Annotated in this window: 32 protein-coding genes and 1 pseudogene; 2 read left to right on the forward strand and 31 right to left on the reverse strand. The window is 30.2% G+C overall.

Going from position 1 to position 26,470, the window contains the following annotated elements:
• From C7U54_RS12865 to C7U54_RS12965, 22 genes and pseudogenes are all read right to left on the reverse strand, one after another.
• Positions 1 to 243, reverse strand: a 243-nt coding sequence (locus C7U54_RS12865; RefSeq protein ID WP_146137641.1) for a hypothetical protein, incomplete at its 3' end; no start/stop codon positions are given.
• Positions 244 to 337: 94 nt separating this feature from the next.
• On the reverse strand, positions 338 to 772 hold the full coding sequence (locus C7U54_RS12870; RefSeq protein WP_107030562.1) for a hypothetical protein: 435 nt from the start codon (positions 770 to 772) through the stop codon (positions 338 to 340).
• Between the two features lie 72 nt (positions 773 to 844).
• Positions 845 to 2,179, reverse strand: coding sequence for a PTS fructose transporter subunit IIC (locus tag C7U54_RS12875; protein ID WP_277738550.1), 1,335 nt, complete (start codon positions 2,177 to 2,179; stop codon positions 845 to 847).
• Positions 2,174 to 2,572: pseudogene (locus C7U54_RS15310) on the reverse strand (PTS sugar transporter subunit IIA); the annotation flags it as partial. The pseudogene C7U54_RS15310 and the gene C7U54_RS12875, both read right to left, overlap by 6 nt.
• Before the next feature lie 33 nt (positions 2,573 to 2,605).
• Positions 2,606 to 3,523, reverse strand: a complete 918-nt coding sequence (gene pfkB / locus C7U54_RS12880; protein WP_107030563.1) for a 1-phosphofructokinase — start codon at positions 3,521 to 3,523, stop codon at positions 2,606 to 2,608.
• Entirely contained in the window at positions 3,523 to 4,266 is a 744-nt protein-coding gene (locus C7U54_RS12885) for a DeoR/GlpR family DNA-binding transcription regulator (RefSeq protein ID WP_107030564.1), read from the reverse strand. The genes pfkB and C7U54_RS12885 overlap by 1 nt, the downstream gene beginning before the upstream one ends.
• A 143-nt stretch (positions 4,267 to 4,409) precedes the next feature.
• Positions 4,410 to 4,700, reverse strand: coding sequence for a Dabb family protein (locus tag C7U54_RS12890; protein ID WP_107030565.1), 291 nt, complete (start codon positions 4,698 to 4,700; stop codon positions 4,410 to 4,412).
• A gap of 12 nt (positions 4,701 to 4,712) precedes the next feature.
• Positions 4,713 to 5,483 carry an SDR family NAD(P)-dependent oxidoreductase gene (locus C7U54_RS12895; protein WP_107030566.1) on the reverse strand — a complete coding sequence of 257 codons (771 nt, stop codon included), beginning with the start codon at positions 5,481 to 5,483 and terminating at the stop codon, positions 4,713 to 4,715.
• Positions 5,473 to 6,861 (reverse strand): MFS transporter, encoded by a 1,389-nt coding sequence (locus C7U54_RS12900; RefSeq protein ID WP_107030567.1) that lies wholly within the window; start codon positions 6,859 to 6,861, stop codon positions 5,473 to 5,475. Before C7U54_RS12900 ends, C7U54_RS12895 begins: the two co-directional genes overlap by 11 nt.
• Before the next feature lie 94 nt (positions 6,862 to 6,955).
• The gene (locus C7U54_RS12905) at positions 6,956 to 7,702 is read right to left on the reverse strand and encodes a MurR/RpiR family transcriptional regulator (RefSeq protein WP_107030568.1); all 747 of its coding nucleotides are present in this window, start codon (positions 7,700 to 7,702) and stop codon (positions 6,956 to 6,958) included.
• A 55-nt stretch (positions 7,703 to 7,757) separates the two neighbouring features.
• Positions 7,758 to 8,042 carry a hypothetical protein gene (locus C7U54_RS12910; RefSeq protein WP_032090712.1) on the reverse strand — a complete coding sequence of 95 codons (285 nt, stop codon included), beginning with the start codon at positions 8,040 to 8,042 and terminating at the stop codon, positions 7,758 to 7,760.
• A gap of 13 nt (positions 8,043 to 8,055) precedes the next feature.
• The gene (locus C7U54_RS12915; RefSeq protein WP_022001605.1) at positions 8,056 to 8,892 is read right to left on the reverse strand and encodes a PTS system mannose/fructose/sorbose family transporter subunit IID; all 837 of its coding nucleotides are present in this window, start codon (positions 8,890 to 8,892) and stop codon (positions 8,056 to 8,058) included.
• A 1-nt stretch (position 8,893) separates the two neighbouring features.
• Positions 8,894 to 9,739, reverse strand: a complete 846-nt coding sequence (locus tag C7U54_RS12920; RefSeq protein WP_022001604.1) for a PTS mannose/fructose/sorbose/N-acetylgalactosamine transporter subunit IIC — start codon at positions 9,737 to 9,739, stop codon at positions 8,894 to 8,896.
• Between the two features lie 30 nt (positions 9,740 to 9,769).
• Positions 9,770 to 10,261 carry a PTS system mannose/fructose/N-acetylgalactosamine-transporter subunit IIB gene (locus tag C7U54_RS12925; protein WP_022001603.1) on the reverse strand — a complete coding sequence of 164 codons (492 nt, stop codon included), beginning with the start codon at positions 10,259 to 10,261 and terminating at the stop codon, positions 9,770 to 9,772.
• A gap of 12 nt (positions 10,262 to 10,273) precedes the next feature.
• A complete protein-coding gene (locus C7U54_RS12930; RefSeq protein WP_022001602.1) occupies positions 10,274 to 10,696 on the reverse strand; it encodes a PTS sugar transporter subunit IIA in 423 nt (140 codons plus the stop codon).
• 156 nt (positions 10,697 to 10,852) lie between these two features.
• Positions 10,853 to 12,139, reverse strand: coding sequence for an ABC transporter substrate-binding protein (locus C7U54_RS12935; protein WP_206603624.1), 1,287 nt, complete (start codon positions 12,137 to 12,139; stop codon positions 10,853 to 10,855).
• On the reverse strand, positions 12,132 to 12,812 hold the full coding sequence (locus C7U54_RS12940; RefSeq protein WP_107030570.1) for a response regulator transcription factor: 681 nt from the start codon (positions 12,810 to 12,812) through the stop codon (positions 12,132 to 12,134). The genes C7U54_RS12935 and C7U54_RS12940 overlap by 8 nt, the downstream gene beginning before the upstream one ends.
• Positions 12,805 to 14,106 (reverse strand): sensor histidine kinase, encoded by a 1,302-nt coding sequence (locus C7U54_RS12945; protein ID WP_107030571.1) that lies wholly within the window; start codon positions 14,104 to 14,106, stop codon positions 12,805 to 12,807. The genes C7U54_RS12940 and C7U54_RS12945 overlap by 8 nt, the downstream gene beginning before the upstream one ends.
• A complete protein-coding gene (locus C7U54_RS12950) occupies positions 14,106 to 15,059 on the reverse strand; it encodes a sugar ABC transporter substrate-binding protein (protein WP_107030572.1) in 954 nt (317 codons plus the stop codon). Before C7U54_RS12950 ends, C7U54_RS12945 begins: the two co-directional genes overlap by 1 nt.
• Before the next feature lie 87 nt (positions 15,060 to 15,146).
• Entirely contained in the window at positions 15,147 to 15,425 is a 279-nt protein-coding gene (locus C7U54_RS12955; protein ID WP_022001598.1) for a PTS sugar transporter subunit IIB, read from the reverse strand.
• 85 nt (positions 15,426 to 15,510) lie between these two features.
• Complete coding sequence (locus tag C7U54_RS12960) at positions 15,511 to 16,002, reverse strand: type III toxin-antitoxin system ToxN/AbiQ family toxin (RefSeq protein WP_107030573.1); 492 nt, start codon at positions 16,000 to 16,002, stop codon at positions 15,511 to 15,513.
• Positions 16,003 to 16,278: 276 nt separating this feature from the next.
• Complete coding sequence (locus C7U54_RS12965) at positions 16,279 to 17,160, reverse strand: LysR family transcriptional regulator (RefSeq protein ID WP_107030574.1); 882 nt, start codon at positions 17,158 to 17,160, stop codon at positions 16,279 to 16,281.
• A gap of 117 nt (positions 17,161 to 17,277) precedes the next feature.
• On the opposite strand from C7U54_RS12965, the gene C7U54_RS12970 reads away from it, so the two are divergent.
• Entirely contained in the window at positions 17,278 to 18,663 is a 1,386-nt protein-coding gene (locus tag C7U54_RS12970; RefSeq protein WP_107030575.1) for an LVIVD repeat-containing protein, read from the forward strand.
• Positions 18,644 to 19,603, forward strand: coding sequence for a D-isomer specific 2-hydroxyacid dehydrogenase family protein (locus C7U54_RS12975; RefSeq protein ID WP_107030576.1), 960 nt, complete (start codon positions 18,644 to 18,646; stop codon positions 19,601 to 19,603). Before C7U54_RS12970 ends, C7U54_RS12975 begins: the two co-directional genes overlap by 20 nt.
• A 34-nt stretch (positions 19,604 to 19,637) precedes the next feature.
• On the opposite strand, the gene C7U54_RS12980 is transcribed toward C7U54_RS12975, so the two are convergent.
• From C7U54_RS12980 to C7U54_RS15315, 9 genes are all read right to left on the reverse strand, one after another.
• Positions 19,638 to 20,411: a sulfite exporter TauE/SafE family protein gene (locus C7U54_RS12980; protein WP_234697782.1), complete on the reverse strand. Its 774-nt coding sequence runs from the start codon at positions 20,409 to 20,411 to the stop codon at positions 19,638 to 19,640.
• Position 20,412: 1 nt separating this feature from the next.
• On the reverse strand, positions 20,413 to 20,838 hold the full coding sequence (locus C7U54_RS12985; RefSeq protein ID WP_022002546.1) for a MarR family winged helix-turn-helix transcriptional regulator: 426 nt from the start codon (positions 20,836 to 20,838) through the stop codon (positions 20,413 to 20,415).
• Positions 20,839 to 20,918: 80 nt separating this feature from the next.
• Positions 20,919 to 21,359 (reverse strand): Hsp20/alpha crystallin family protein, encoded by a 441-nt coding sequence (locus tag C7U54_RS12990; protein WP_022002545.1) that lies wholly within the window; start codon positions 21,357 to 21,359, stop codon positions 20,919 to 20,921.
• A 157-nt stretch (positions 21,360 to 21,516) separates the two neighbouring features.
• Positions 21,517 to 21,849 carry a hypothetical protein gene (locus C7U54_RS12995; RefSeq protein ID WP_107030577.1) on the reverse strand — a complete coding sequence of 111 codons (333 nt, stop codon included), beginning with the start codon at positions 21,847 to 21,849 and terminating at the stop codon, positions 21,517 to 21,519.
• 13 nt (positions 21,850 to 21,862) lie between these two features.
• Positions 21,863 to 22,270 (reverse strand): helix-turn-helix transcriptional regulator, encoded by a 408-nt coding sequence (locus C7U54_RS13000; protein ID WP_107030578.1) that lies wholly within the window; start codon positions 22,268 to 22,270, stop codon positions 21,863 to 21,865.
• A 134-nt stretch (positions 22,271 to 22,404) separates the two neighbouring features.
• Entirely contained in the window at positions 22,405 to 22,710 is a 306-nt protein-coding gene (locus tag C7U54_RS13005) for an AzlD domain-containing protein (RefSeq protein ID WP_022000660.1), read from the reverse strand.
• Positions 22,703 to 23,377, reverse strand: coding sequence for an AzlC family ABC transporter permease (locus C7U54_RS13010; RefSeq protein ID WP_206603625.1), 675 nt, complete (start codon positions 23,375 to 23,377; stop codon positions 22,703 to 22,705). Before C7U54_RS13010 ends, C7U54_RS13005 begins: the two co-directional genes overlap by 8 nt.
• A 77-nt stretch (positions 23,378 to 23,454) precedes the next feature.
• Positions 23,455 to 24,102, reverse strand: a complete 648-nt coding sequence (locus tag C7U54_RS13015) for a YczE/YyaS/YitT family protein (protein ID WP_022000658.1) — start codon at positions 24,100 to 24,102, stop codon at positions 23,455 to 23,457.
• A 167-nt stretch (positions 24,103 to 24,269) separates the two neighbouring features.
• Positions 24,270 to 26,465, reverse strand: a complete 2,196-nt coding sequence (locus C7U54_RS15315) for a sensor histidine kinase (protein WP_107030579.1) — start codon at positions 26,463 to 26,465, stop codon at positions 24,270 to 24,272.
• Positions 26,466 to 26,470 lie beyond the last annotated feature (5 nt).

A 26,470-nucleotide genomic window follows, 5' to 3' on the forward strand; every position in this document is an offset into this window, starting at 1 on the left:
ACATCCAAAGAAATCAAACCTGACTGTTCCATATCCTGGTATCGAATTTTCATTATTCAATCTTTGAAAACGATGCTCATCTTGTACAATTTTGATAATCTCTTCAATACTTAAATGTTTTGCTTCTTCTACAAATTCTTTGATGATTCTTGATAACATTTCTTCATGACTGATCATCAATTTACAATTTTGATCCAACATGATTTTATGCTGACTAAGTGTATCTTTTATTATAGTATCCATGGTTTTACCTCCACTATGTATATCGTCATTTTTTTATCTTTTTTCTTCTTTTTTATGTAAAAAAATAAAAAGATTACGAAATAATTTTTCGTAATCATAAATAATTCTGAATCTTATCTGATAATTCTTTTTCTATTTCAATTAAATCATAAGTTAGCTTTTTTATCTTAGTATCAGCATGGTCATATTGATGTAAATATTTAAATAATGATTCTATTCCCATAGAACATCCTTCAAAAAGAAGAGAAGCAATTGTTTGGTCATCTTCATTCATTTGTATTTTAAAATTCATTTTTAACCATGACATACTTTTAGCCATTAATGATGGCTCTTTTTCTTTTATATTATTTTCTTTTAATAATTGATCAATTTCTTTTTTTAAAGTCTGATGTTTATTTTTAGATTCTATACATTGATTTTTAAAGTGTTTATTTTTTATTACATCTAAAACTTCATCTAAAGAAGAAATAGCCATCTTTAATCCAGAATCACATTCTCTTAATAATAAAATAGTATCATTTTCATTCATAACATTTTCCTTTCTAAAAAAGGTTACCCATTTTTAGAAAAAAAATTCTAGGCTTTCACCTAGAATTCAATATTATTTTAAAGGTTTCTTTAATAAGGCTAAACCAAACATTCCTACAATAGAACCAACAACACATGCTGGTAAAATATGTAATGGATCTGATGCTGCAAAAGGAATAGATCCTTCTGTAATAAATGATAATTCCATAATAATATTGGTAAGTGTTGTTTGTTGTTCTTTTTCAGTAAAACGATTTTTAAAGAAGAATGTTGCTAGTGCAATAGCAAGTGGTGGAACCATCCCACCAATCATAACGGCTGCCATAATATCATAATTACCTGAAGCAATTGATGCTGTACCAAAAACATAAGCTGCTTTATTGATTGGACCACCCATATCAACAGTTATCATACCACCAAGTAACATTCCTAAAATAACTTTACTTGAACCACCCATTGAATTTAAAGCATTTGTAAGAGCTGTATTGATAGCAGCAACTGGTGGATTGATAATAAATGTCATAAGTAATGCCATTAATAATAATCCAAAGAATGGGTATAAAAGAACAGGTTTTAATCCTTCAAATGTATCTGGTAAATAATCAAATAATTTACGTAAACCTTTCATTAAATATCCAGCTGCAAAACCAGCAACTAAAGCTCCTAAAAATCCTGAATTTCCTTGACTAGCTAAGGCTCCACCAACAAATCCAACAGCTAGACCTGGATGATCTGAAATTGACATTGAAATATATCCTGCAAGGATTGGTAACATAAATCCAAAGGCTGTATCTCCTGTTGTTTTAAAGAAAGCAGCTAATGGTGTATTTTTACCAAAGTTACTTGGATCAATTGTATAATCATCAAATAAGAAAGCTAAGGCAATTAAAATACCTCCACCAATAACAAATGGTAACATATGACTGACACCATTCATTAAATGTTTATAGATTTGACGACCAACACTTTCATCACTTTCACTTTCTACAGTTGTAGAAACATGATCTGCATGATAAATTGGTGCATTTCCACTTAAAGCTTCATTAATTAATTCTTCTGCTTTATTGATACCATCTGCAACTTTTACTTGAATCACTGGCTTTCCATCAAAACGTACCATTTCAACATTTTTATCAGCAGCAACAATAATTGCTTCACATTCTTCAATTTCCTTAGCAGTTGGAGCATTTTTAGTTCCACTACTACCATCAGTTTCGACTTTGATTGTAATTCCCATTTGTTTCGCTTTTTCTTCCAAAGCTTCAGCCGCCATATAAGTATGCGCAATACCTGTTGGACAAGCAGTTACTGCAAGCAAACGATAAGTTCCTGTAAATTCTTTTTGCGCTTCTTCTTTTTCTTCTTCTTTAGCTTTTTGTTTAGCTTCTTTTTGATTGATCAAATCCATAAATTCTTCTACACTTTGAGCATTAATTAATGAATCTTTAAAATCCGTATCCATTAACATTTGAGATAACATTGCTAGAATTTGCAAGTGTTCGTTTCCACCTGTTTTAGGGACCGCAATCATAAAGAACAGTTTTGCTGGTTAATTATCTAAAGATTGATAATCAACACCATCTTTAACAACCATTGCCGCAAGTCCTGGAGCGTTTACAGCTTCACTTCGAGCATGAGGAATCGCAATTCCTTCTCCAATTCCTGTTGTACTTAATTCTTCACGTGCATAAATTCCTTGTTTATAAACATCTTGATCATTTAAATTACCTTGTTTTGTCATTAATGAAACTAATGTATTAATAGCTTCATCTTTATCTAAACATGTAGCGTTAACATCAATCGAAACATCTTTTTATAAATCTAAGATTTTCATTTATAGTTCTTTCACTTTTAATTGTTTATAGACTTCTTGAATCATTGAAGCTTCAGCAAGATCTTCACTAAAAGCAGTTGCTCCTCCACAAGCACTTCCTAATTTTAAAGCTACATCATATTTTTTATCTTTTAAATATCCAGCAATGAATCCAGCAACCATGCTATCTCCACTACCAACACTATTTAATAATTTTCCTTTAGCACCTGCACAATAATAAACATGATCGTCCTCACTTACTAAAATAGCACCATCTTTTCCAAGAGATACAAGAACATTAATTGCTCCTTGTTCTTGTAATTTTCTTGCATAGAAAATTAAATCTTCTTGATTTTCTATTTTTACATTAAATAATTCTTCTAATTCACGATGATTAGGTTTTATTAAGAAAGGATGATAAGGTAATACTTTCTTTAATAAATCATTCGTTGCATCAACAATAATTTTAATTCCTTGTTGATCTAATTTTTTCATGATTTGTTCATAAATATCACTAGGTAAAGAAGATGGAATACTTCCCGCAAGAACTAAAATATCATTTTCTTGTAAATGATCTAATTTTTCAAATAACTCATTTAATTTTTCTTGAGGAATATCTGGACCACTTCCATTAATTTCAGTTTCTTTAGCCCCTTTCATTTTAACGTTAATTCTTGAAAGACCATTTTCTAACTGACATAAATCGCAGTCAAATCCTCTTTCTTTTAATTCTTTAACAATTTCTTCACCTGTAAATCCTGCAACAAACCCTAAAGCTGTTGTTTCAAGATTCAAACGACTTAAAATTGTTGAAACATTAAATCCTTTACCTCCAGGATAAATTTCTTCTTGCTTTGAACGGTTTGTTTCCCCTTCTTCAAAACAATCAACATGCATAATATAATCCAAAGATGGATTAAAAGTAATTGTATAAATCATTAATCTCTAACCTCCACAACTGTCGCTTGTTCTTTAATTTCTTTTTCACAATGATCTGTAATAATCACCGCATCATTTATTTGACCAAAGGTCACATGATATATCTTATTAAATTTACTATGATCCGATAAAACATAACTCATTTGACAACGTTCCATAGCCAATTCCTTAATAGCAGCTTCTTCACTATCTGGTGTCGTAAAACCATTCATTATATCAATTCCATTTGTTCCAAAGAAACCTTTAGAAAAATGATAACGACTTAATGACTTCATCGTATTAGCACCCACACATGCCCCTGTAATATTTCTCACTTCTCCACCAAGACATACTACATGAAATCCTTTAATGGTCAATTGTTGAGCTTGCATTAAACCATTAGTAATATAGTGTGCTTCTTTTTGATCTAAATATTCAATCAACTCTAAAGTTGATGAACCTGCATCTAAATAAACCACATCATTGGCTTCAATCATTCCTGCTGCATACTTTGCAATTTTTTTCTTTTCATCAGCATTTAATAACTGTCTTTTCCCTAATGGATCTTCAATCGTTTGTGTTACCTTAGGAATAAGGGTTGCACCTCCATGAACTCTTTTTAAGAATCCTTGATGATCAAGTTCTACTAAATCTCTTCGTATACTTGATTCACTCGCTCCTGTAAGTTCAACAAGAGAAGCTACAGTCACATTTCCTTTTTTATCTAATTCATTTAAAATAATTCGATGGCGTTGATTATCCATACTGATCACCTCTTACGCGTTCATTATATGACCGTTCAATCATAAAGTCAATTATATTTTGACTGTTTAACCATAGAAATGAATATAAAATGAAAAAAAGAGCACTATTTTGAATGAATGCTCTTTGATATCTGAATGAATGCTTAAATTATATAATCTATTGCGGTAACAGTTTCCATTTCTGTACCATCCATTAATAATTTTTGATGTTCCTTTGATTGGGGATATTTTTGTAAGTCTATCAGATTAGAAAACTCAACAATTTGAATCACATCACCGAAATGAGGTCCCACAGGTGGTTGTTCACCTATATTTACCCCTACTTCACTTTTAATAATCAAAGGACAATTTTTACCAACTTCTTCTAACATTTCAACAAAATGTTTAATTTCACTTTTATCTTTTAAAGTAAATACCGATACATGTTTAATCATCTTTTCTCCCTTTTAAGCAATATGCATTCCACCATCTATAAATATTTTTTGTCCTGTTGTATGACTTGCTTGGTCACTACTTAGCCATAATACAGCATTAACCACTTCATTTGTTGTCGCAAGTTTTTTCATAGGAATCACATGTTCTTTCAACATTGCTTCTTCATGAGGATTAGTTGAAAGTGAATTTTTGGTAAGTTCTGTTCCCATGGTTGGACCTGGACAAATGGCATTGACACGAATACCAAATGCCGCATTTTCTAAAGCTGCCATTTCTGTTAAAGCAATAACTGCTGCTTTAGCTGGACCATAAGCAGCAAATCCAGGTGCCATTTTATATCCACCAATAGAAGCTGTATTAACAATTGTACCAAAACCTTGTTTTTGCATTTGTAACAATTCATATTTTAAACAAAGAAAAACACCTTTCATATCCACATCAACTACTAAATCCCATGTTTTTTCAGAAATTTCTGTTAAGGATTCATAAGGCATACGTACACCATCTGGTCCAATACCCGCATTATTAAAAGCACAATCAAGACGCCCATATTTTAAAACAACTTCTTCAATAGCTTTTTTTACATCTTCTTCTTTAGAAACATCACAGTGAATATAAAAAGCTTCATTTCCTATTTCTTTTATTGCTTGCTTACACACTTCCTCTTTATCTACAGTAAAAGCAACAACATGGGCTCCTTTTCTTGAAAACTCAATAGCTGTTTGCTTTCCAATACCACTTGTTCCTCCGGTAATTACAACCACTTTATCTTTAAAATTCATTTTTTCTTCCTCCTTTAAAAGCAAAATATTGACTTAAAATAACAATATTAATATTAAACATTAAAAAAATCAAAACAAACAATGCACCTCTATTTGTCCCATCATATAAATTTATTCCTTGTTGTACAAACGCTAAAATAGTAGCTGTAATGGATGTTCCTATTCCCCCTGAAAGTTGCATTAATGTTTGTAATACTGCATTTCCATCTGCTTGTAAATTTATAGGTAAATAAGACATCGCACATATCATCGTATTACCTACAATCAACCCAATTCCTAAACTATAGATAAAATAAAGCATCATACATAATTGATAAGTAAGATTTTCAAAAAAGAATAAGAAACAAAATGTGGCAATAAAACTACAACATACACCTAAAATAATAGGTTTTTTAGCTCCAAAACGATCTAAAATCAAACCACCTACAGGTGCAAATACAGCACCAACAATGGCTCCTGGAAGTAAAACGACCCCTGCATCTGTTGCTGATTGTTTTAAAACAATTTGTACAAATGTTGGTAATAATAAACCATATCCTAATGTTGTCATTTGTAGAAACATAATAGCTAAAGTATGAAACGTAAACCCTTTATGATTAAATATTTCTATACGAATTAAGGAATTTTTAATATGCAGTTGTCTTTTAGTAAAATAATATAAACTGCTTATTCCAATGATAAAGCAACATAAAACAAACACTAAATGATCAACAACTTGATTCAAATTAGAAAATCCCATAATCAAAGCAACAAAAGCGAACGCTACAGCTATAAAACTTAAAAGATCAAATTTTTCATGTTTATTAATTATTTGTTCACTCATACAAAAATAACCTATAAAACTTGCTAGAACAATAACTGGTAAAACGCAAATAAAAATATAACGCCAAGTAAAATATTGTGTCATTATTCCTCCAAAGGTAGGACCTATCGCTGGTGCAGCCGCTGTTACAAAAGAACCACATCCCATCATTAATCCTAGAAATCTTTGAGGTGATTCCTCTAAAATAATGTTATACATCATTGGTAAAGCAACCCCTACACCTGCTCCTTGTATAAGTCTTCCTATAAGCAATAAAGTAAACTGTTGTGCAAAGATATCAACAATCAATCCTATTAAAAATAAAAATCCCGCTACTAGAAATAATTTTTTTGTTTGAAATCTTCTTTTTAAATAAGATGAAATAGGAATTAGAATTCCCATCATTAATAAATTTCCTGTAGTCATCCATTGAACTAAAGATGTAGAAACCTGAAATTCATTCATCAATGTTGGAAATGTAATATTCGTTGCTGTTTCAATCAAAACACCACAAAAAGAAAACAAACCTGCGGCTAAAATAGCTAATAATTGTTTCATTGTTAATTTTTCTTCCATAGTCCCCTCCTATTCATTAATTTACTCATAAATAAATAAATTTCTTTTCTTTTTATATTTCATAAACTTTCTTGACAGGACAAAAAAAATGTGCCTAAGCACATTCATGGTAACGAGACATCATCATATCTATCAAACAATGAAACATGATTCTTCTCTCTTTCATTTCTAAATGATCAATAGGTAAAAGTAATGTTTCATGAAAATAGTTTAACATCTTTTGATCAATCATCTGTGTTGAAATCAAAAGTTTACGCCCTTGACTTCTTAAAAGCTTTCTTAAATAACGTGAAGATTGTTTACTTAAAGCATCCTCTTCAATTCCTATAACAAGTAATAAGTCATCTTCTTTTAGTTCAATTGTTGATTCATTTTCATCTAAAACCAACATATCTTTTTGAAAAAGATCACCTTCATATTGAAGATACTTACAAAGCAAATGAGAATAAGCAACTCCATAAAGATAAACATGTTTAGCTTTTTCTATTGCTTTAATAAAATCATCTATTTGATTTTGGTTAATTTCTAATAGATTATTTTCTATCCATTCAAATGAATTATGTAATTGTTTTTTTGTAAGCTGATGTTGGCTATTATTTACTTGATTTCTAATTTCTAATTCTAATAAGCAATCATCTTTAAAGGCAATATAGTTATCATAACCAATTTTTTTTATAAATTTAGAGATTTTTGCTTTAGAAACATAGGTTTGTTTTGCAAGTTCTTCAATGGACATAAAAACAACTTCTTTTAAATTCATTTTAATATAGTTACAGATCGCATAATCGATATCACCTTGTTGACTATTATTTAATAATGTATTTATTTTATTTGTTATCATAATATCACCAGATAAAGTATAACATAAAAACCGCCTAAGCGGTTTTTTGTATGAGTTATAGAGAGTTTTTATATTTAAAGGAAAACTGATCAACAATTTTATTTATGTTTTTCTTACCACTGTAAATAGCCTTTCCAACAAGGATAATCGCTAATATAGATATTATTATTAATATGATTGCAAAGATTTTTACAAATAGGATATTTGAAAAATAATACATCAATAAGACTCCCAGAGAGGAAAGGAAGAACAAATTGCGTAACCATTTTATAAGATTATGAATCATTTTCTTTTGATAGTTAATTTCATCTATATATCCTTGTTTTTCTTGACTATTCATTTTTTTTCTCCTTTTAATAAGATAATCCTGGATTGAAGAATCCAACAAACACACCAATAAAGGCAACAACAACTAATAATAACATTACTTTAATTGGTGACATTTTCTTTTTAGATAATAAATACCAACATCCAACAACAAAGACAGCTGTTAATAATCCTGGATAAACACCATCTAATGTTTTTTGTAAATCTAAGAATGGTTTTTTAGCTCCAGCTGCTGTCATCGTAAATGAAGTTGTTACTGAAATCCATGTTGCTGATACAGCACCGATAACAATACCACCTAACATTGTGACTGATTCTCTTAAAGCTTCCCCTTGAGGACCAACTAAGAAATCAACCGCTTTTCCACCTAATTCATATCCTTTGAAATATAAGAATTTCATTCCAAAGTAAGCAAATAAGTTCCATACAATGATGTACATGATAGCTCCAAGAGGTGAACCTCCTGTAGACATACCTAAAGCAATACCAAGTAAAATAGGAATAACTGTTCCTACAACTAGGGAATCCCCAATACCGGCGATTGGTCCCATTAAACCAGCTCTTAAACCGTTGATTGTTTCATCATCAACATCTTCTGTTCCGTTGGCACGTGCTTCTTCTAACCCAGCTGTCATCCCAACAATAACAGTACCAAGTTGAGGTTCTGTATTAAAGAAAGCAGTGTATGTTTTCATTGATCTTGCTTGATCTTCTTTTTTATCATAAAGTTCTTCTACTACTGGTAACATAGAGCATAGATAACCAAAAGTTTGCATATGTTCTTGAGAGAAGCATGTTAAGTTTCCATAATACCAATTGTGGAAGGATTTAGTTAATGTTTTTTTAGATAGTTTCTTTTCCATCTTAAATATCCTCCTCATCTTCATCATCAAAGTCTCCTGCAGGTGCAGCTACTCTTTGATTTTGTAACATTTTTAATTTGTAGTTAATTAAAGCAAACATACCAGCAATCACTGTTGCTGCAACTAAATTGATTCCCATTGAAGCAGCAAGAGTAAATCCAAAGAAAAATGGAATGAAATCTACTGCTTTTGTAACAATTTGTTTTAATAAGATTGCAATTCCGACACATGGTAATAATGATCCAACTGTAAATAAAGTTTTCATAGCTAATCCATCCATAGGTAATGTTGTTTTAATAAGTTCAACAACATCTGCTCCTAATTTACACATAATTAAGGCTGGAATAAATGAACATAAAATATGTGAAATCCAAGGTAATACCATATCTACAAGATATAATTTATGATAATCCCCTTTTTCAACAGCTTTCCATCCAACATGTTGCCATGCTAAGTTGATTGTTGCTGTTCCATAGAATAATACTGTACCTAAAGTACCAACCATTGTTCCAAATGAAGTTGCAAGAGCTGCTCCTTCTTTTGTGGCAGCTGATAAACCATAACTATTTAACGCTACCATTGCAAGTGGAATCCCAATGTAACTTACAGCACGAACGTCTGCTGAAACGGTTCCACCTGGAGTAACTAATGCAATGTAGACAACTTGCATTGCTGCTCCTACTAAAATACCTGTTTTGATATCTCCTAAGATAATCCCACAAACAAGTCCCCCAATTAAAGGACGACCTAATGTGTAGTTACCAAAGGAAGTACCACCTAATCCTGGCATACTTGATAAACAAGCAAATAAACCAAGTAATGCCGCTTGTAACCAACTAATTGTCATAATTTTTCTTCCCCTTTATTTATATATTTGTTAAAAACCAAATTTATCTTTAAAATCATCCCATGTTCCAATTGAAACATCTGGTAATAAAGCAAATTTGATTGTATAACCTGCTTTAGCCAAAGCTTCAAAAGCTTCTGCTTCTTCTTGTGTAATCGATTGATTGTTTCCTAGTTTTGTTGCCCCTTCACGATCATTACAAGGTCCAACAATAACTGTTTTAATACCACAATCAAATCCTTGATCAACAAGAATTTTTTTCATATCAATAGGATTTTTAGTAATTAAGAAATATTGATCTTGACTATCTAAAACCTTTTGACTTTTCTTTTGCCAAGCTTCCATTGTCCATACAAATGTTTTCTTTCCACTGGCTGATTTGTAAGCTGCTTTTAATACTGAATTATTTGCTGCTTTATCGTTTACAGCCACTAAACCATCGCATGGGTATTCTCTTGCCCAACGTGTACATGTTTGACCGTGAATCATACGATCATCAATTCTAATAAATGAAACTGACATTTTTCTTCCTCCTTAAATATCATCTTCGTCGTCTTCTACGACTTTAAATTCTTGTAAAGCAGTTGTTGCTTCACTTAAGACAGCTTGTACAAAGGAATCTCCTTGTAAAGTATCTTTCATTAATACTGAAGTAAGGGCTAATGGTAAATTCATCCCACCAATTGTTGTTGTCTTTTCCATTAAACCTTTTTCAGCTAAAACATTTAAAGCAGTTGTAAGTGGTGATCCTCCTACAATATCCGCTAATAAAACAATTTCATCATCTTCATGAATGTCCTTAACACTTTCTTTAAAAATTTCCGCAAATTCATCTGCTGTCTTTCCATCAGGTAAACCTGAAGCAATCACATCATCCCTTTGTCCTGCCAACATCATTAATGATGTTTTTAAACCAGCTGCAAATTCACCATGACTTACTAATACTAAATATTTCATGTCCTTCCCTCCTTGCACCTATAGAATACCAAATATGAAAGCACTTGCAATGTGTCTTCAATCACGACTTTTAAGTGACAAAAATCATAAAAAAATTGACAAATATCATTCCAACTATGACATTTGTCATAAATAAAAAAGATAGCCACAAGCTATCTATTTCAATTCATTTTCTAATTTCTTTTGTATCTTATTAAGATCATTATCAATTGTTCCTTGATCAATACTTTGATTAATCAAATAATCTGCTTTTTCTAGAATATTTTCATATTCTTTAAACTTTGGTTCTACTAACGTATTTTCTAAAATCTTATTTAAAACATCTGAATCTAAAGAAGCATAAGAAACTGCATCCTGTGCTAAGATTTCCTTTGTTCTCTTTGATAACATGACCTTCTTTAAAGGAGAGGCTCCCTTCGAATTATCAAGTAGAGATTGTTGAATATCTTCGTCCATCGTCAACATTTTTAAAAATTCCCACGCTATTTCTTGATGCTTTGTTTGTGAAGACATTCCTATTAATGAAGTGTCTAAATGTGTTGTAATCGTATTTGATTTTGTTCCCGGCATTGAAATACAACTCCATTTAAAAGATGTATATTTACTAATACGATAAGGATAAGGTTGGTAGGTACGGTATTGAGCAAAGGTCAGAGGACAAAAAGCGACTTTCCCTTGATCAAAATCTTCTGATGAAACTTGATAGCCATTTGATAAAGCTTTAAGCTTTGTCAAATATAAAAACGCTTCTTTGACTTCTTTTTTATCAAGATGACAATTATCTTCTTTAAAAACTTGTAACCCATAACAATCAAGAACATCTTGCCAATCAAAGCCATAATAGCCATATTGATCGATGACACCATCATTATTTGTATCCTTTGTAACTTGATTACTAATATTATAAAAATCATCAATAGTCCAATTACTTGAAGGAATAGCAATACCTTCTTTGGTAAGTAAATCATGATTGATACACATAATTGTTGGATTGATTTCATAAGGAAGTGCATATTGACTTCCATTATTTCCAGCAAATAAAGCACTTTGATAAAAAAGAGAAGTATCTATTCGTTCTTCTTTAATAAGTCGATCTAAATTCTTTAAAATACCAATAGAAGATAACGTATTAAAATCATCAGGAAGTACCATAAACACATCAGGTGTTGTTCCTTTGGTAATTTCATTAGCAAGCCATGAAGAATAATCATCTTTTATAATTCCACTTTTATACTCAACATGAACATTGGGGTATTTCTTTTCAAATTTCTTGATTGCTTGATCAATAACTTGATAACTTTCCCCATTAGGCACATCCCAACTACTTCCAGCATAAAGTCCTAAAGTAAGAGTAATATCACGACTTGGATCATTGATCAAACAATAAATAAGAACTAAAGAAAGACTTACTAACGTAAGAATACCCTTTTTTATTCTAGTCACTATCGTCACCAAATTCTTGCATTGTGACCCCTGTTTGAACAGCCCAGATGGCAAGTTGCGTACGATCACGTAATTCTAATTTTGACAAAACAATGCTAACATAATTACGCACAGTTCCTTCTGATAAATAAAGTTTTTGAGCAATTTCTTTATTAGATAAACCAAAACCAACTTGTTGAATGACTTTCAATTCAGCCTGTGTTAAATCTTTTGATAAAGAATCATCGACTTGGATAGCATAATTACTCATAGACATCTTGGAAAAAAGTTTAAATACTTTTGTCGCAATATCAGGATTAATCATCGCTCCACCATTATAAACTGTACAAATGGCATGATAAAGTTCATCCATGCTGACGCCTTTTAACAAATAACCGCTTGCTCCATATTTTAAAGCACTAAAAACAAATTCATCATCATCAAAAGTGGTAAGGATAATGATTTTAATATCTGGATATTTTTCTTTGACAGCCTTTGTACAATAAACACCGTCCATTTCTGGCATACGAATATCCATTAAAATAACATCCGGCCTTTCTTTTTTTATACTCTCAAGAACTGCAAAACCATTTTCAACAGCATCTACGACTTTCAAATCTTCATGTGTTGATAATACGATTTGTAAGGATTGTCTAATAAGTTCTTGATCATCTGCAATCATCACTTTAATCATCTTTTTTTCCTCCTATTTTTGGTATTTCTACAACTGTTCTAAATCCTTCTTCACTATAAAAATGTATCGTTCCATTTAATATGGCAACACGTTCATGCATTTGTTTCAAGCCATATCCATAATGAATTTCCTTACAGCCACTTCCATTATCTTGCATAATAATCATATATTTTTCCTCTTCGTCAAAAAGATGAATTTCAATATGAGAAGCATGTCCATGTCTTAATGCGTTTGTCATCGTTTCTTGAATAATTCTAAAAATAATATCTTCTTTCGTATTTTCAAAATCAACATTTTCCCATTCATAATACAAATCAACATTTAAATGAGAAACACTTTGAAATTCCTCAATCATTTTAATCAAACCATCTTTTAAAGTTCTTTGATCAAGTGCTCCCGGTCTTAACTTATATAAAGAACGTCGAACATCTTTAATACTTTCACGAACAACATTACTAATTACCAAAAGTTGTTCTTTTGACTTTTGTGGATCAATATCAATCAAAGCAATACAAGCATCAATTCCCGCCGAAATACCTGTTAAGGCATGCCCTAAAGTATCATGTATCTCTCTTGAAATTCTTTTTCTTTCTTTATCTTCTGCCATTTTTTCAGATAAAGCAGAATATGTTTTTAATTCATCATTGACTTTAGAAGCAAGTTGAAGTTCTTTACTGATTTTCTTTGTTTCTTCTTGTTGAACTAAAACTTGGCAAACAAGATAAAGAATAAATAGAACAACATTTAATGAAGCTAAAATATTTTTAGTAAATAACATAAATGTACGACTTGAATTTGGATAAAATGATAAATAAGATTCAATACTTGGCATATGTATAATATTTGATAAAATATTATAATCTGAAATCAATAATAAACCAAAGGCCATTAATAAAAGTAAGGCCATATGTTTAATATTTCTCATATTATAAAGTAAATCAGCAAAAACAAAGAGTAAAATTCCATTATAGGAGCCATTTAAACGAATAATTAATAAAAATGAAAGAATAATTTCAATATAAACAAGACCATTCGCCATTTTTAAATTGTCTTTTTCTCTTAATTTCATTAATAAAACAAGAATGATAAAAAGAAAAATTGATTCAAAAAAGATATTTTGTGGTGTTCTAGTAATATAAGATACTTTATTTAAGAAATCTCGTGCATAATAATGCACTGAAATATATTTGGTAGAAAGTAAAAATAAAGAAGCATTATAGATAATAACAACCGCATTAATAAACAATAATGAATCTTTTAACTTTGTAACATATTCTTTTGTAAGATGATTCATTATTGCCACCCCGTTATATCATATTCTTCTATATTTTCTTTGGTAATCAATTTTGTTGGAACAATAATTGAGCGTTTATACTTTTTATGATGTAACATCTTATAAGCCACCTTGATTGTTTCTTTTCCTAAAGAAGTAGGTGATTGTGAAGATGTCCCCACAATCTCTTTCGTTTCTGCCAACAATTTCTTTATATTTGGTGAACCATCAACTCCGTAAATAAAAACATCATGCCCTAAATCATTTTCTTTTATAGAAGCCAGTGCTCCTAAAGCCGTTGGATCATTCAAACAAAAGACAACATCAAAATCAATTCCTTGTTGAATAATTTTATTTAAAGCAGGTAAAGCAAGTTCCGTTTGTCCTAAACAATCTTCACTTCCTACAATTTGATAATTCTCATTTAAAGCAACTGTATCTTTAAAGCCGTTGATACGATCAACCGCTGACAAGGCTTTAGAATGTTCAAGTAAAGCAATACGTGCATGATCAAAGTGTTGCATCATATCTTTAGCACACTGTACTCCTGCATCATAATTATCTGAAACAACTGTACAATCTGCAATTTGATCATCACTAATAGGAGCATCGACTACAATAATTTTAATTCCTGCTTTTTTGACTTCTTTTAATGTTTTATTAATACTCGAAGATTCAACAGGATTAATAATTAAAACATCGATTCCTAAAGAAACAAGGTCTTTGATTTGTTCATTTTGTTTTTTAGGATCCAAAGCTGGATCTCTAGTATACAAAACATCCCCATGATTATTAACAACATTTTCTATTTCATTATTTACAGCTTTATAGAAGGTATTATTCATTGTCATATAAGTTGCTCCAAATTTAATTTGTTTAGTATCAGTGTTTAAATAATGGTGATAGACAAAACAAATCATAATAAGGCTTACAATACATGTTATTTTTAAAGCTTTATTTTTATAAAAAGACATGCGTTTTCCTCCTATTCTCCCTTTATTTAATTTTAATGATTTTTGTCATCTATGTAAATATGACAAATGTCATAAAAAAAGTTGATTCTATTTTTGAATCAACTGTTTTGCATATTTTATAATACTACTTCCATCTAATAAACCATAATCTCTTAAAGAAATTACGCCTACCGGCACTTTAACTACCTTTTTAATTTCCTTTAAATCTTCACTTCTTTGTGGCGTAAGTAAAACTACATCGGCCTCTTGTAAATGCTCATTTAAAAACACTTCAATATCCATTAATTGACTTTTAGCTACTTCTTCTATTTTACGAACAAGCATATTTCCTGAAAAACCTGGTTTTGACAATAATGTTATCTTCATATAAGACCTCCAAACACATAGTACTAATATAATAAATGAAATAGCTAAAATACACAATATCTATTTTAGTTGTTTATTTATATTTTCATTGATCACACAATGCTTGTAATTTTAAATAATCACAACAAAAACTCGTCAAAAATTCATCTTTCTTTACAAAAACAGCATTGACAACGTTATTAATTTTTCTTTCTATTTCTTCACGAGTAGATTGTTTCTTTAAATATATATACTCATTATTTAAATAATCTTTATACTTATCATTATTAATATCTATTCTTTTATATACACCTTGAGGAACAGGTATCATGTTATTAATAAGCAATGCAGCAATGATTTCGTGACTTTCGTTGTAAATTTCTACTGTTGTTCTCGGATTTCTTCTTTTTCCATTTTTTCTTAAAGGCTTTGAAGTTAATGGTATAAAATATGTATAATCTTCTATTCCAACAATAATTCCTACAAATCTTCTACCCAATTTTAAATTCACTCTAAAATCATACTGAAATAAATACTGCCTATAATCGCTTTCTATATCATATAAAGCAATTTTATTATCTTTTAAATGTATTTTCATATTTTCTCTCTATGAAGAAAAACGAAGAACTCATAAACTAGAATTCTTCGTTTTAAATCGTCCACTATAGCAGGATCTCTCTCGTTTTAAATCGCCTACTAAAGCAAGGCCACTCTCGTTTTAAATCGTCCACTATAGCAGGACCTCTCTCGTTATCGATATTTCTATCTACAAATAAATTATACATTTTTTAATGTATAAGTCAATTACTATTAAATATAGAAATCAACCATTATTAGTATATGAAGTATACTTTTATTTATACTCTTTTTGTCTCTATTTATTAAAACATTCTATGAATTCTTTAAGCAGTTTATTTCTATCTTTTTTAAGATAAATAATTCCATAATCTATTTCTAAGCTTTCTTGAAGAGAAACAACCTTCACACTCTCATCTAAATCTTGAATTGAAAAAGCATAATCCGGTAAAATACCAATTCCATAACCACTTAATGTTAAGGCAAGTACAGCTTCGATGTCATCTTGTCTAATCACATTTTTTTCTCTTACTTTTGTTGAAAGAAAATGTTCAAGATCATCTTCCTTTAATTTAGGAATACTTTTTTGTCTTAGTGTAATAAAAGAACAATCTTGGATTTCATTAAATGAAATCATTTCTTTAGACGTTTGAAAGATACTCTTAGGAATAATGGCTTTTGTTGTACTTGTTGAAAGCTTTCTAAAAGTACACTCTGGTCGATCTTGCATCATTATTTTAGTTCCTAAAATAAAATCAAGTTGATTTTCAACAAGTCGATTCACTAATTGAAAATAGTCATCTAAATAAATACGTGGACTAACCCTTGAATTTTCTCTATGAAATAAACGTAATGCTTGGGTAAGGTATTTTGTTTCTTGTGACATTGTACAACCTATTTTTAAAAGAGTTTGTTCATTGCTTTTTACGGCATTTAAACGATTAGGAATAGCTTCCATACGTAATAAGATATCATGAGCATCATGATAAAAGATTTCGCCTGCTGTTGTTAGCTGTACTGATTTACTATTTCTAATAAAGAGTTTAACACCAAGTTCCTCTTCTAAATGTTGAATATGATGTGTTACTGTTGGTGGTGTGACATAAAGTTCTTTGGCAGCTCTTGTAAAGTTTAAACGATCAGCCGCCACAACAAAACATTTAAGTTCTTGACTATTCATTTTTTCGCCTCTTTTTTATTCTAGCATTAGAATTTCTTTAACGCCATTAATTTAATGTTAATTTACTTTTTTAAATCTTGTTTTAAAATAAAAGTAGATAAATAAGGAGGACAAACAATGTCACAAAGAAAAGAAATGTTGATGAAAAATATGGAATTTGTAGCTTATGAAGGATTAAATGGAAAACCTGGTTTTCAAATGACTCTTCATAAAAGCAAAGAAGATCGTTATTATCTTTATGTTGCTTGTTTTAGACATAATGGTTTTAATATTATTGATGTAACCGATCCTTATCATCCTACTCCTTCTAAATGGGTAGAAGGCCCTTGGGTCAAAGAAGGCATCAAAGATGGTCAAAGTCTACCAAAGATACAATCAGGGGATGGTTATTTAATTACAGCTCATGGTGGAACGATGGATGTTTTACATGGAACTCCTAAAGGAAATACCCTTCCTTTTTGGGGTGGTATGATGATTTGGGATATTGAAACAGATCCTATGAATCCAAAACTTTTAGGTAAGTTTGAATGTAAAGGAATGGCAGGCGTTCATCGTTTCTTCTATAATGGTGGCCGTTATGTTTATTGTGTAGGAAATAAGCCAGGTTTTTTAACTTTTATTTTAAGAATCATAGATATTCAAGATCCAACCCATCCAGTAGAAGTAGGTTCATGGTGGGCAGATAATCAATACCGTGCTAATAAACCTGGTGGTGGTCATGTTGCCTTTGGTTCAAAAGAGTTCTTAGAAATGGCAACAGTTCATGCTGTTACTGTTAAAGATCATATTTGTTATGCTGCGGTTGCAAACTTTGGCGCTTGTCAAATCGATGTCAGCGATCCCACAAATCCACAATTAATCGGTTATTTACCAATGAATCCACCTTTTGGAGGAGGCGCTGCTGGGATGTCTATTCATACTTACATGCCTTTAGGTGATTTACCTTATGCGGTTGTTTCTACTGAAGGAGAAAGACCCCGTTATTTTTCTAACGAAAATAAAGACGGTCTCTTTAAAAAGCTTGTAACACAGCCAATGAATACGATTGGAATTGTCGAAACTACAGATCCGACAAATCCATCACTTATTTCTATTTTCCCATATCCAGAAGTACCTGTTGGATATACTCATGGAAAGAACTTTAATATTGTTGATGGTGTTCGTGTTCCTTTTGGACCTCATAATTTATTTGATGCTTTTGGAAAAGATTGTTATGAACCTTATAAAGGTTTAATTTATAATTGTTATTTTGGAGCTGGACTTAGAGTCTTTGATACGACGGATCCTTTTATTCCAAAAGAAATTGCCTACTTTATGCCTCCTGATCCAGAAGTTGATCTTTTTAATAATGAAGATGGCACTTTATTACCAGGTTCTAAAGTCGCAATTACCGAAGATTGTTTAGTTGATGATCGTGGTTTTATTTATGTTGATACATTCCAAGACGGTCTTTATATTGTGAAATTGAAAATGGAGGATTCATATGAAAATTTATGCTTATGAAGTAAGACAAGATGAAATGGGTTATTTTAAAGAATATGAAAAGAAATATGGTGTTTCTGTTGTTTTAAATCACCAAGTACCCACTTTAGAAAATGCAGATAATGTAGATGGATGTATTGGTGTAACTATTTTAGGTCAAGGAGACATTAATGCAAAACTATTAGATAAATGGTATGATCTTGGTATTCGCTATGTTTCTTCTCGTACAATTGGTTTGAATCATATTGATTTAGAACACGCTAGAGAAATTGGAATTCAAGTATGTAATGCGAAATATCCACCTAATGGAGTTGCCGAATTTGCTTTAATGCTTTTATTAATGTGTATGAGAAACTATAAACAAGCTTTATGGCGAGGACAAGTCAATGATTATTCTTTAAGTGGTTTACAAGGAAAAGAACTTCATGATTTAACCGTTGGTGTTATGGGAACTGGAAATATTGGACGTACGTTTGTTCAACTTCTTTCTGGATTTGGTTGTCGTATTTTAGCTTATGATCTTCAGGAAAATGAAGATGTTAAAAAATATGCAACTTATGTAGATAAAGATACTTTATTAAAAGAAAGTGATGCCATAAGTTTGCATCTTCCTTTATTTAAAAGTACGTATCATCTAATTAATAAAGAAACTATTCAAAAAATGAAAGATAATGTAATTTTGATCAATTGTTCCCGTGGTGAACTTATTGATACGGAAGATATTATTGAGGCTATTGAAAGTAAAAAAATTGGAGCTTTAGGACTCGATGTTATTGAAGGAGAAGAAAGCATTACGCATATCGATCATAGAAGTGATATTCTTTCTAATAAAAATATGGCTTATCTCCATCAATTTCCTAATGTCATCATGACTCAACACATGGCCTTCTATACAAATACAGCCGTTAAAAATATGGTTAAAAGCGGTATTAAAGGTATCATAGAAATGGCTAATCAATAAATAAAAAATTGAGGATTCATTCCTCAATTTTAGTTTATGAAAATAAAAAGATAACAATTCCTAGAACAACAAGAACAATTCCTGTTGCTCTATTTAAGGTTTTAGGAGTTGCTTTATTCGCAAATAAAGCAGCAATTCTTGCCCAAATAAGAGTAAAGAGAATACATAAAATCCATACTGTTAAATTAGGAAACCCGCCAATCATAAAATGTGAAATAGCTCCAGTAAGGGCTGTAAAGGTCATAATAAAAACACTCGTACCTACTGCCGTTTTAAGTTCATATCCCATGACTGTTGTTAAGATAAGAAGCATCATCATACCTCCACCTGCTCCAACAAAACCACAAATAAAACCTATACAAGTTCCACAAATTATAGATTGGATTGCTCTTTTTTTAGAAGAAACATTATTCATTGCTTCTTTCGTTGTCATTACTGGTCTAACAATAAATTTAACTCCTAAAATAAAAGTCATAAAAACTGAAAAACTTCCCATTGTTGAAGATGGTAAAAGACTTGCCGCATAACTACCTATTACCGTAAAAATAAGTACACTTACCATCATCAATAAACCGTTTCTAATATCTAAATTTTTATTTTTTCCATAAGTATAAGCTGAAACCGCACTGGCAAGGACATCTGATGACAAAGCAATACCTACTGCCATATAAGGATCCATTTTCAAAAAAGCAATGAGCATTGGGCTAATAACAGCAGCCGCTGACATTCCTGCAAAACCTGTTCCTAGACCTGCTCCCATTCCAGCAAAAAAGGTTACAAGAATAATAAATAAAATATTTGTTTCCAATTTATTTTTCCTCCAATAAACAATCTATATTTTTTTTCATAAGTTCTAATGTTTCTTTAAATATCTTTTGATGCTTTTCATCAATATCTGAAAAAAGTGAAGAAAAGAAATGGTTTTGAAACGCTTTTCCTTTTTTTATAACATCATTCGCTTTTTTATTCAAAACTAATTCAACTTTTCTTCGATCTCCTGGAACATCTATCCTAGATAAATATCCTTGATCAACTAACTGATCCACATGAATTGAAACAAGGTTTGCTTTGATTTTTCTTATTTCCACAATATCTTTAGCATATTTATATTGGGGGTTATTTCCCAAAAACATCAAAATATCAAACCCTGTTTGCTTTAAATGAAATTCATTACAAAGATCTTTACATTGTTGATGATAAGCAAGTTCTAATTTTCTAGCAAAATCAATATTCATATTATCACTCCCTTCATTTTTAGATAGTTCATTTTTGAACTATTTTAAACAATAAAAAAAGAAATGTCAAATGACATTCCTTATTCAATGCTTATTGTAGAAGTATTTTCAATTTGTTTCATATCAGATTTAGGAACTGATAAACGAAGTACTCCACCTTCATATTTAGCTTTGATATCTTCTTTTGGGATATCTCCTAAATAGAAGCTTCGTGTCATATTGCCAACATATCTTTCTTGTCGGATATAATGTCCTTCTTTATCTTTTTCATCTTTATCTAATCCCTTGCTTGTAGATATTGTCAAATATCCATTTTCATAGTTGACATTGATATCTTCTTTCTTGAAACCTGGTAAGTCAACATCTACTTCATATGTCGTATCTGTTTCTCTGACATCTGTCTTCATCATATTTCTTGCATGTTTTCCATACAATGGATTTTTCTTTCCAAAGAAATCTTCATCAAAATCATTAAAGAAATCATCAAATAAGTTTTCTGTAAATAAGCTAGGCATCATCATAAGTCATTTCCCCTTTCAATATAAATGCTTAGTCATTAGCATCGTTACTTCCAGCGGTGTTAACTCTTGAAACTAGGACCTTTTTTAATACCTTTCCTAATTTCTAAATACATTATAGTTCTTACTTTTAGCACTGTCAAGATACGAGTGCTAAAAATTATAAACTTATACTTATACTTAAAATCAACCCAAGGATTCCTACAACCATAAAACATAAAGAGATTCCTGCTGCTTTTTTTCTTTGAATCATTTTTGTTTTTTGATTAGAATCAATAGAATTTATAGGATAGTTTCTTCTTCCTATCAAATAAAGTAGTAAACCACTTGAATTATTTCCATTACTTGCGAGTAATCCCCATAGTTTAGGATGTTTTAAACCACGAATTGTGGCATCAATCACCGTTAATCGATAAATTTGATAAACTGTTTCAATTCCCCCAACAAGTGCAATAGCCGCACATATAATCGCTAAAATACTTTTTACTTCCATGATCCGTTCCTCCTTAAATACGTTTAATCATTTGATAAAGCAACAATGATGAACTCACAATAGCAAGACAAAAGATCATCACTAAATAATAACTTTTACTTGGTAAAAACATTCCTAGTGTAACCAACAAGATTACCACAATAATATTTAAGATAATCGCTCTTAATAGTTTTTGATTACTTTTAACAACGTTTGTGCTTTCTTGTAAGTGTTCCATCATTGCATCGTCCCCTTTCAATAAATCATCAAGACTTATGGAATAAAGGTTGCTTAACTCAATGACACTTATAATATCAGGATAAGATTTTTCATTTTCCCAATTGGATATTGTTTGACGAGAAACATTTAGTTTTTCAGCAATGACTTCTTGAGTCAAATCCCTATTTAAACGTGCCTCCTTTAGTTTTTTACCTATTTCCATATTTTCTTTCTCCTTTCATTTTCATTTTTTCATAATCTATTGATAGAGTCTATCAAATATCTTTTACATAGGACTTTTTTCTATGTCAAAATTATTTGACATAGAAAAAAAGACGCTTTAAAAGGCGTCAAATACTATAAAATAAGTTCAATCATTACTACAACAAAGCATCCAATACAAGCGACTTGAATGAGACTTAATTCTTTATAAGATGCATAAATAATAATGATTGTCGCAACGATTCCAGAAATCAAATGACCTGTTGAATAAAAAATATCTGGGAAGGTCATCGCTGCAAGGACCGTATAAGGAATATAATCCAAAAAGGATTGAATGGTTGGGTTCGTAATTTTTTTATTAATAAAGACAAGTGGTATCGCACGAATAGCATAAGTAATAAGCGACATGATCGCTAAATAAATATAAAACTGTTTATCCATGTGCTTCCCCCTTATTAAATAACACAGCGCCTATAAAAGCACTTGTAAGAGCTGAAATCGTCATCGCAAAACCACTTGATAATTGATTGATGATGGGTAAGTAGTAAAAACCTGAACGGATAATAATTGCAAGAGCTACTACTTTAATTATATTTTTATCTTTTTTCATTCCTGGAATAATAATTGCGATAAACATTGCGTATAAAGCAATTGATAAAGCATTACTAATGACCGTAGGTACAATAGAGCCAAGCATTGCCCCTAAGGTTGTTCCAAGCATCCATCCTGCCGTAGAAATTGAAGCAAGCCCAAAGAAGTAAGTCCGACTCACATTTTCTTCAAGCATCGATAAGGCAAAGATTTCATCGGTAATAAAAAAGCTTAAGAGCCATTTATAAATTCCTTTAAACTTTTCATCTACTTTTTGAGAAAGTGAAAGTGACATAAACGCATAACGAATATTCACGGTCAATTCCACGATTGCCATTTCTAAATAGGTCCCTTGTCCTGCAATAATTCCTAGTGAAGCAAATTGCCCTGCTGAAGTAAGATTCAATAGCGAGATCAAAACTGCTTGTATCACACTAAATCCCATTGATACAGCAATCGCTCCAAAAGAAAAAGACACAGATAAATAGCCTAAAGCAATTGGTATTCCATTTTTCATTCCTCTTTTTATTTCTTTCATAACGTGTCCATTATACAAAAATATCCTCGATAACTCTACAATTACCGAGGAATATTTTAGGCAAATTTTTCAACAATTGGTTTTGATACCAATTTATTCCATGTACTAATTAAGGGACCTGTACCAAACATTAAAATAATTGTCGCAATTCCTAATGGTCCACCTGTAATAAACCCAATTAAAACACAAACAACATCTGTCATAATACGGCATACTGGATAAGATGGTGACATCACATCTGCCATATAAATAGATAAAGCATCATAACATCCAGTTCCAAGATCTGATGTGATATATAAAGAGCATCCAAGTGTAACAAATAAAATACCAATCGCTAAAACCACGAATTTCATTGGTAATGAAAATGGTATAACATCCGGTGAAGAAACATTAAATAATTGACAATAAACATTATTAAAGAATTGTACAAAGAAACCAAGTAAAAACATATTAATAATGGCACCAATATTTAAATATTTTAAATTACTTCTACTTAATAAAATTAAAATTAAAAATAAGATTGCATTAACACTTCCTTGAAAAACACCTAAAGGTATATTTAATAAACTACTGATTCCTGTTGTCATTGATGTAAATGGATCAATTCCCATTTGTGATATACGACATGTTGAAACACCTATAGCGATAATAATATTTCCAATTAAAGAAATAGTTGCTAGTTTGATTGAAAACTTAAATTTCATACTTTCACCTCTTTCAAAAGTATTATACTTATTTTTTAATCTTTGAATTTTATTTTCAAAATACGAAAAACTATCTCAAAAATGAGATAGTTTTATAAATCATAAAAATCATTTCTGTATTGATTATAAGAAGAAGGAGAAAGAGTAAGATCCAGGGTATAATCTTTTTAATCATTTTCTATTTTCTTAGGAAAGATAATTGTTGTCTTAAAGAGATCACCATCTACATTCACTTCAAAAGTTCCACCTTGAACCTCCACAAAGCTTTTACAAATGGCAAGTCCTAAACCAGAACCTTCACTTTTACGTGAAGTATCCCCTTGTACAAATCTTTCTGTTAAATCATCTGAATTTGATATTTCATGTGCTGAAATATTTTTGAAAACGACAATGACTTGTTGATTCGTTTCAACGATTTGTAAATAAACTCGTGTATATTCTAAAGCGTATTTACAAATATTTTGACATAAATTTTCTAAAACACGATAAGTTTTTTCACTGTCTAAATGACAAATGATTTTTTTATTTTCATAATCATTTTTTAGATTTAAATGATGATGTTCAAATTGTTCTTGATATTCAAAGAGTACTTGTTGTAATAAAGCATGAATATCTAAATCTATAGGATTTAATTGGATATTTCCACTATTGACTTTAGATACTTCAAATAGATCTTCAATAAGTGTTTTTAATCTTTTAGTATTTCGATCTAAAATATCAATATATTCATCTTGTTGTTCTTTTGATAAATCTTCATTTTTTAATAAATCAATATAAGAAATAATAGATGTTAAAGGTGTTTTTAAATCATGAGAAACATTACTAATCAATTCAGTTTTCATCTTTTGTGATGCAACTTCTTTACTTACCGCATCTTTAAAACCATCATTGATACAATTAAGTTCATCTTTCAAAGAATTAAATAATCCAAGATCTTGATTGATTTTATCGTTAAATTCTCCTTGAGATAAATGATGCGCTGATTGTAATAGAATTTGATAATCATTTGTAACCTGTGTAAGCATCTTTTTAGAAATTAACATGATTATAATTACTGCTACAAAAGATACAAGACACGTAAGTACAACATAAACTCTTATACTATAGTAATAAACACCCATTCCTGTTACCGACATAAAGAAACTAATAAATAACAGTATTCCTTCTATAAAGATACCACTCATAATTCCTATTTTTAAAACAATATTTCCACTTTGATTTTTCAAATCAAATTGTACCAAACTTTTAATTTCTTCTTTAAAAGAACGATAAATACTACATATAAGTGTATGTTTTTTTAGAAAATCTTTTCCAAAAACAAGAATCGATTTAATATAAAATATAAAATACATAATTAAAGCATAGAAAACAAACCACCCAAAGATATTAACTAATGGTTCTAAAGCAACACCTGCACCCGCCATACCTTTTTCTCTTATCATCCAGGCAAAAGTCCCACTCCATGACTCTCTTAAAACTTCTGTCATAACAGTAAGCCACAAAGCTGTAGCAATAGAATAAAGAATAAACATAAAGAAAAGTTTAATGTTGACAACAGTTTTAAAGGGTTCGATATCAATAACTTTTCTTACTGGAATTAATAACATACAAACAACTAATACTGCAATACATACAAAAACATAGGTCATTAAAGTATCAGAAATAGAAACTTTATTCGTATAGTTTTGTTCCAAATAACTATTTGTTGGTAGTTTTTTAGGAACTGCAATCAATACTTTGATATTTGTTGGATTTTTAACAGTAATATTGTTGATAATATCGTTTTCTTCTTCATCTAAATAATCGTTTTTAAAGAGTTGATCAAAGGATGTATTGTAGAAAGAGCCTTCCCAATCGTTAGACTTACTTCCTTGTAAAGAAACATTCCCATTTTCATCAAAATCAATAGTTGTATACCATTGGTAATTCTTTAAAATATTTTTATCATTAGATTCAAATGCTTTCCTTAAATTCTTTTTTGAATTTGTAAAACAAATCTTTTCATCACTTTTATCATAAACATAATATTGAATTCCTCGACTTTCTCGAGAATTATTATCTTCTAAATACATGATAAAATCTTTAAAAGCACTTTTTAAAGAATAACCATCATTTATTTCACCATCAATATCTCCGCTTACATAATGATTAAATAAATCATAATCTCCTTTTCTTCTTTGAATTTTCACATCTAACATAATGCTTTTTTCCATCAAAATATTTGTAAAATCACTCTTATTATTTTCTAAATTAAGACTTGATGTTGTTGTCTTTTCTTTTACTCCATAACTTAAATAAGTAACAAGAGATGCAACAATTAAAATAGAAAACAAAAAGATTTTAAGTATTCTTTTATTTTTCATGTTTC

Origin of the sequence: Faecalibacillus intestinalis (assembly GCF_003024685.1) — a bacterium.
In the GTDB taxonomy this organism is placed as follows: domain Bacteria; phylum Bacillota_I; class Bacilli_A; order Erysipelotrichales; family Coprobacillaceae; genus Faecalibacillus; species Faecalibacillus intestinalis.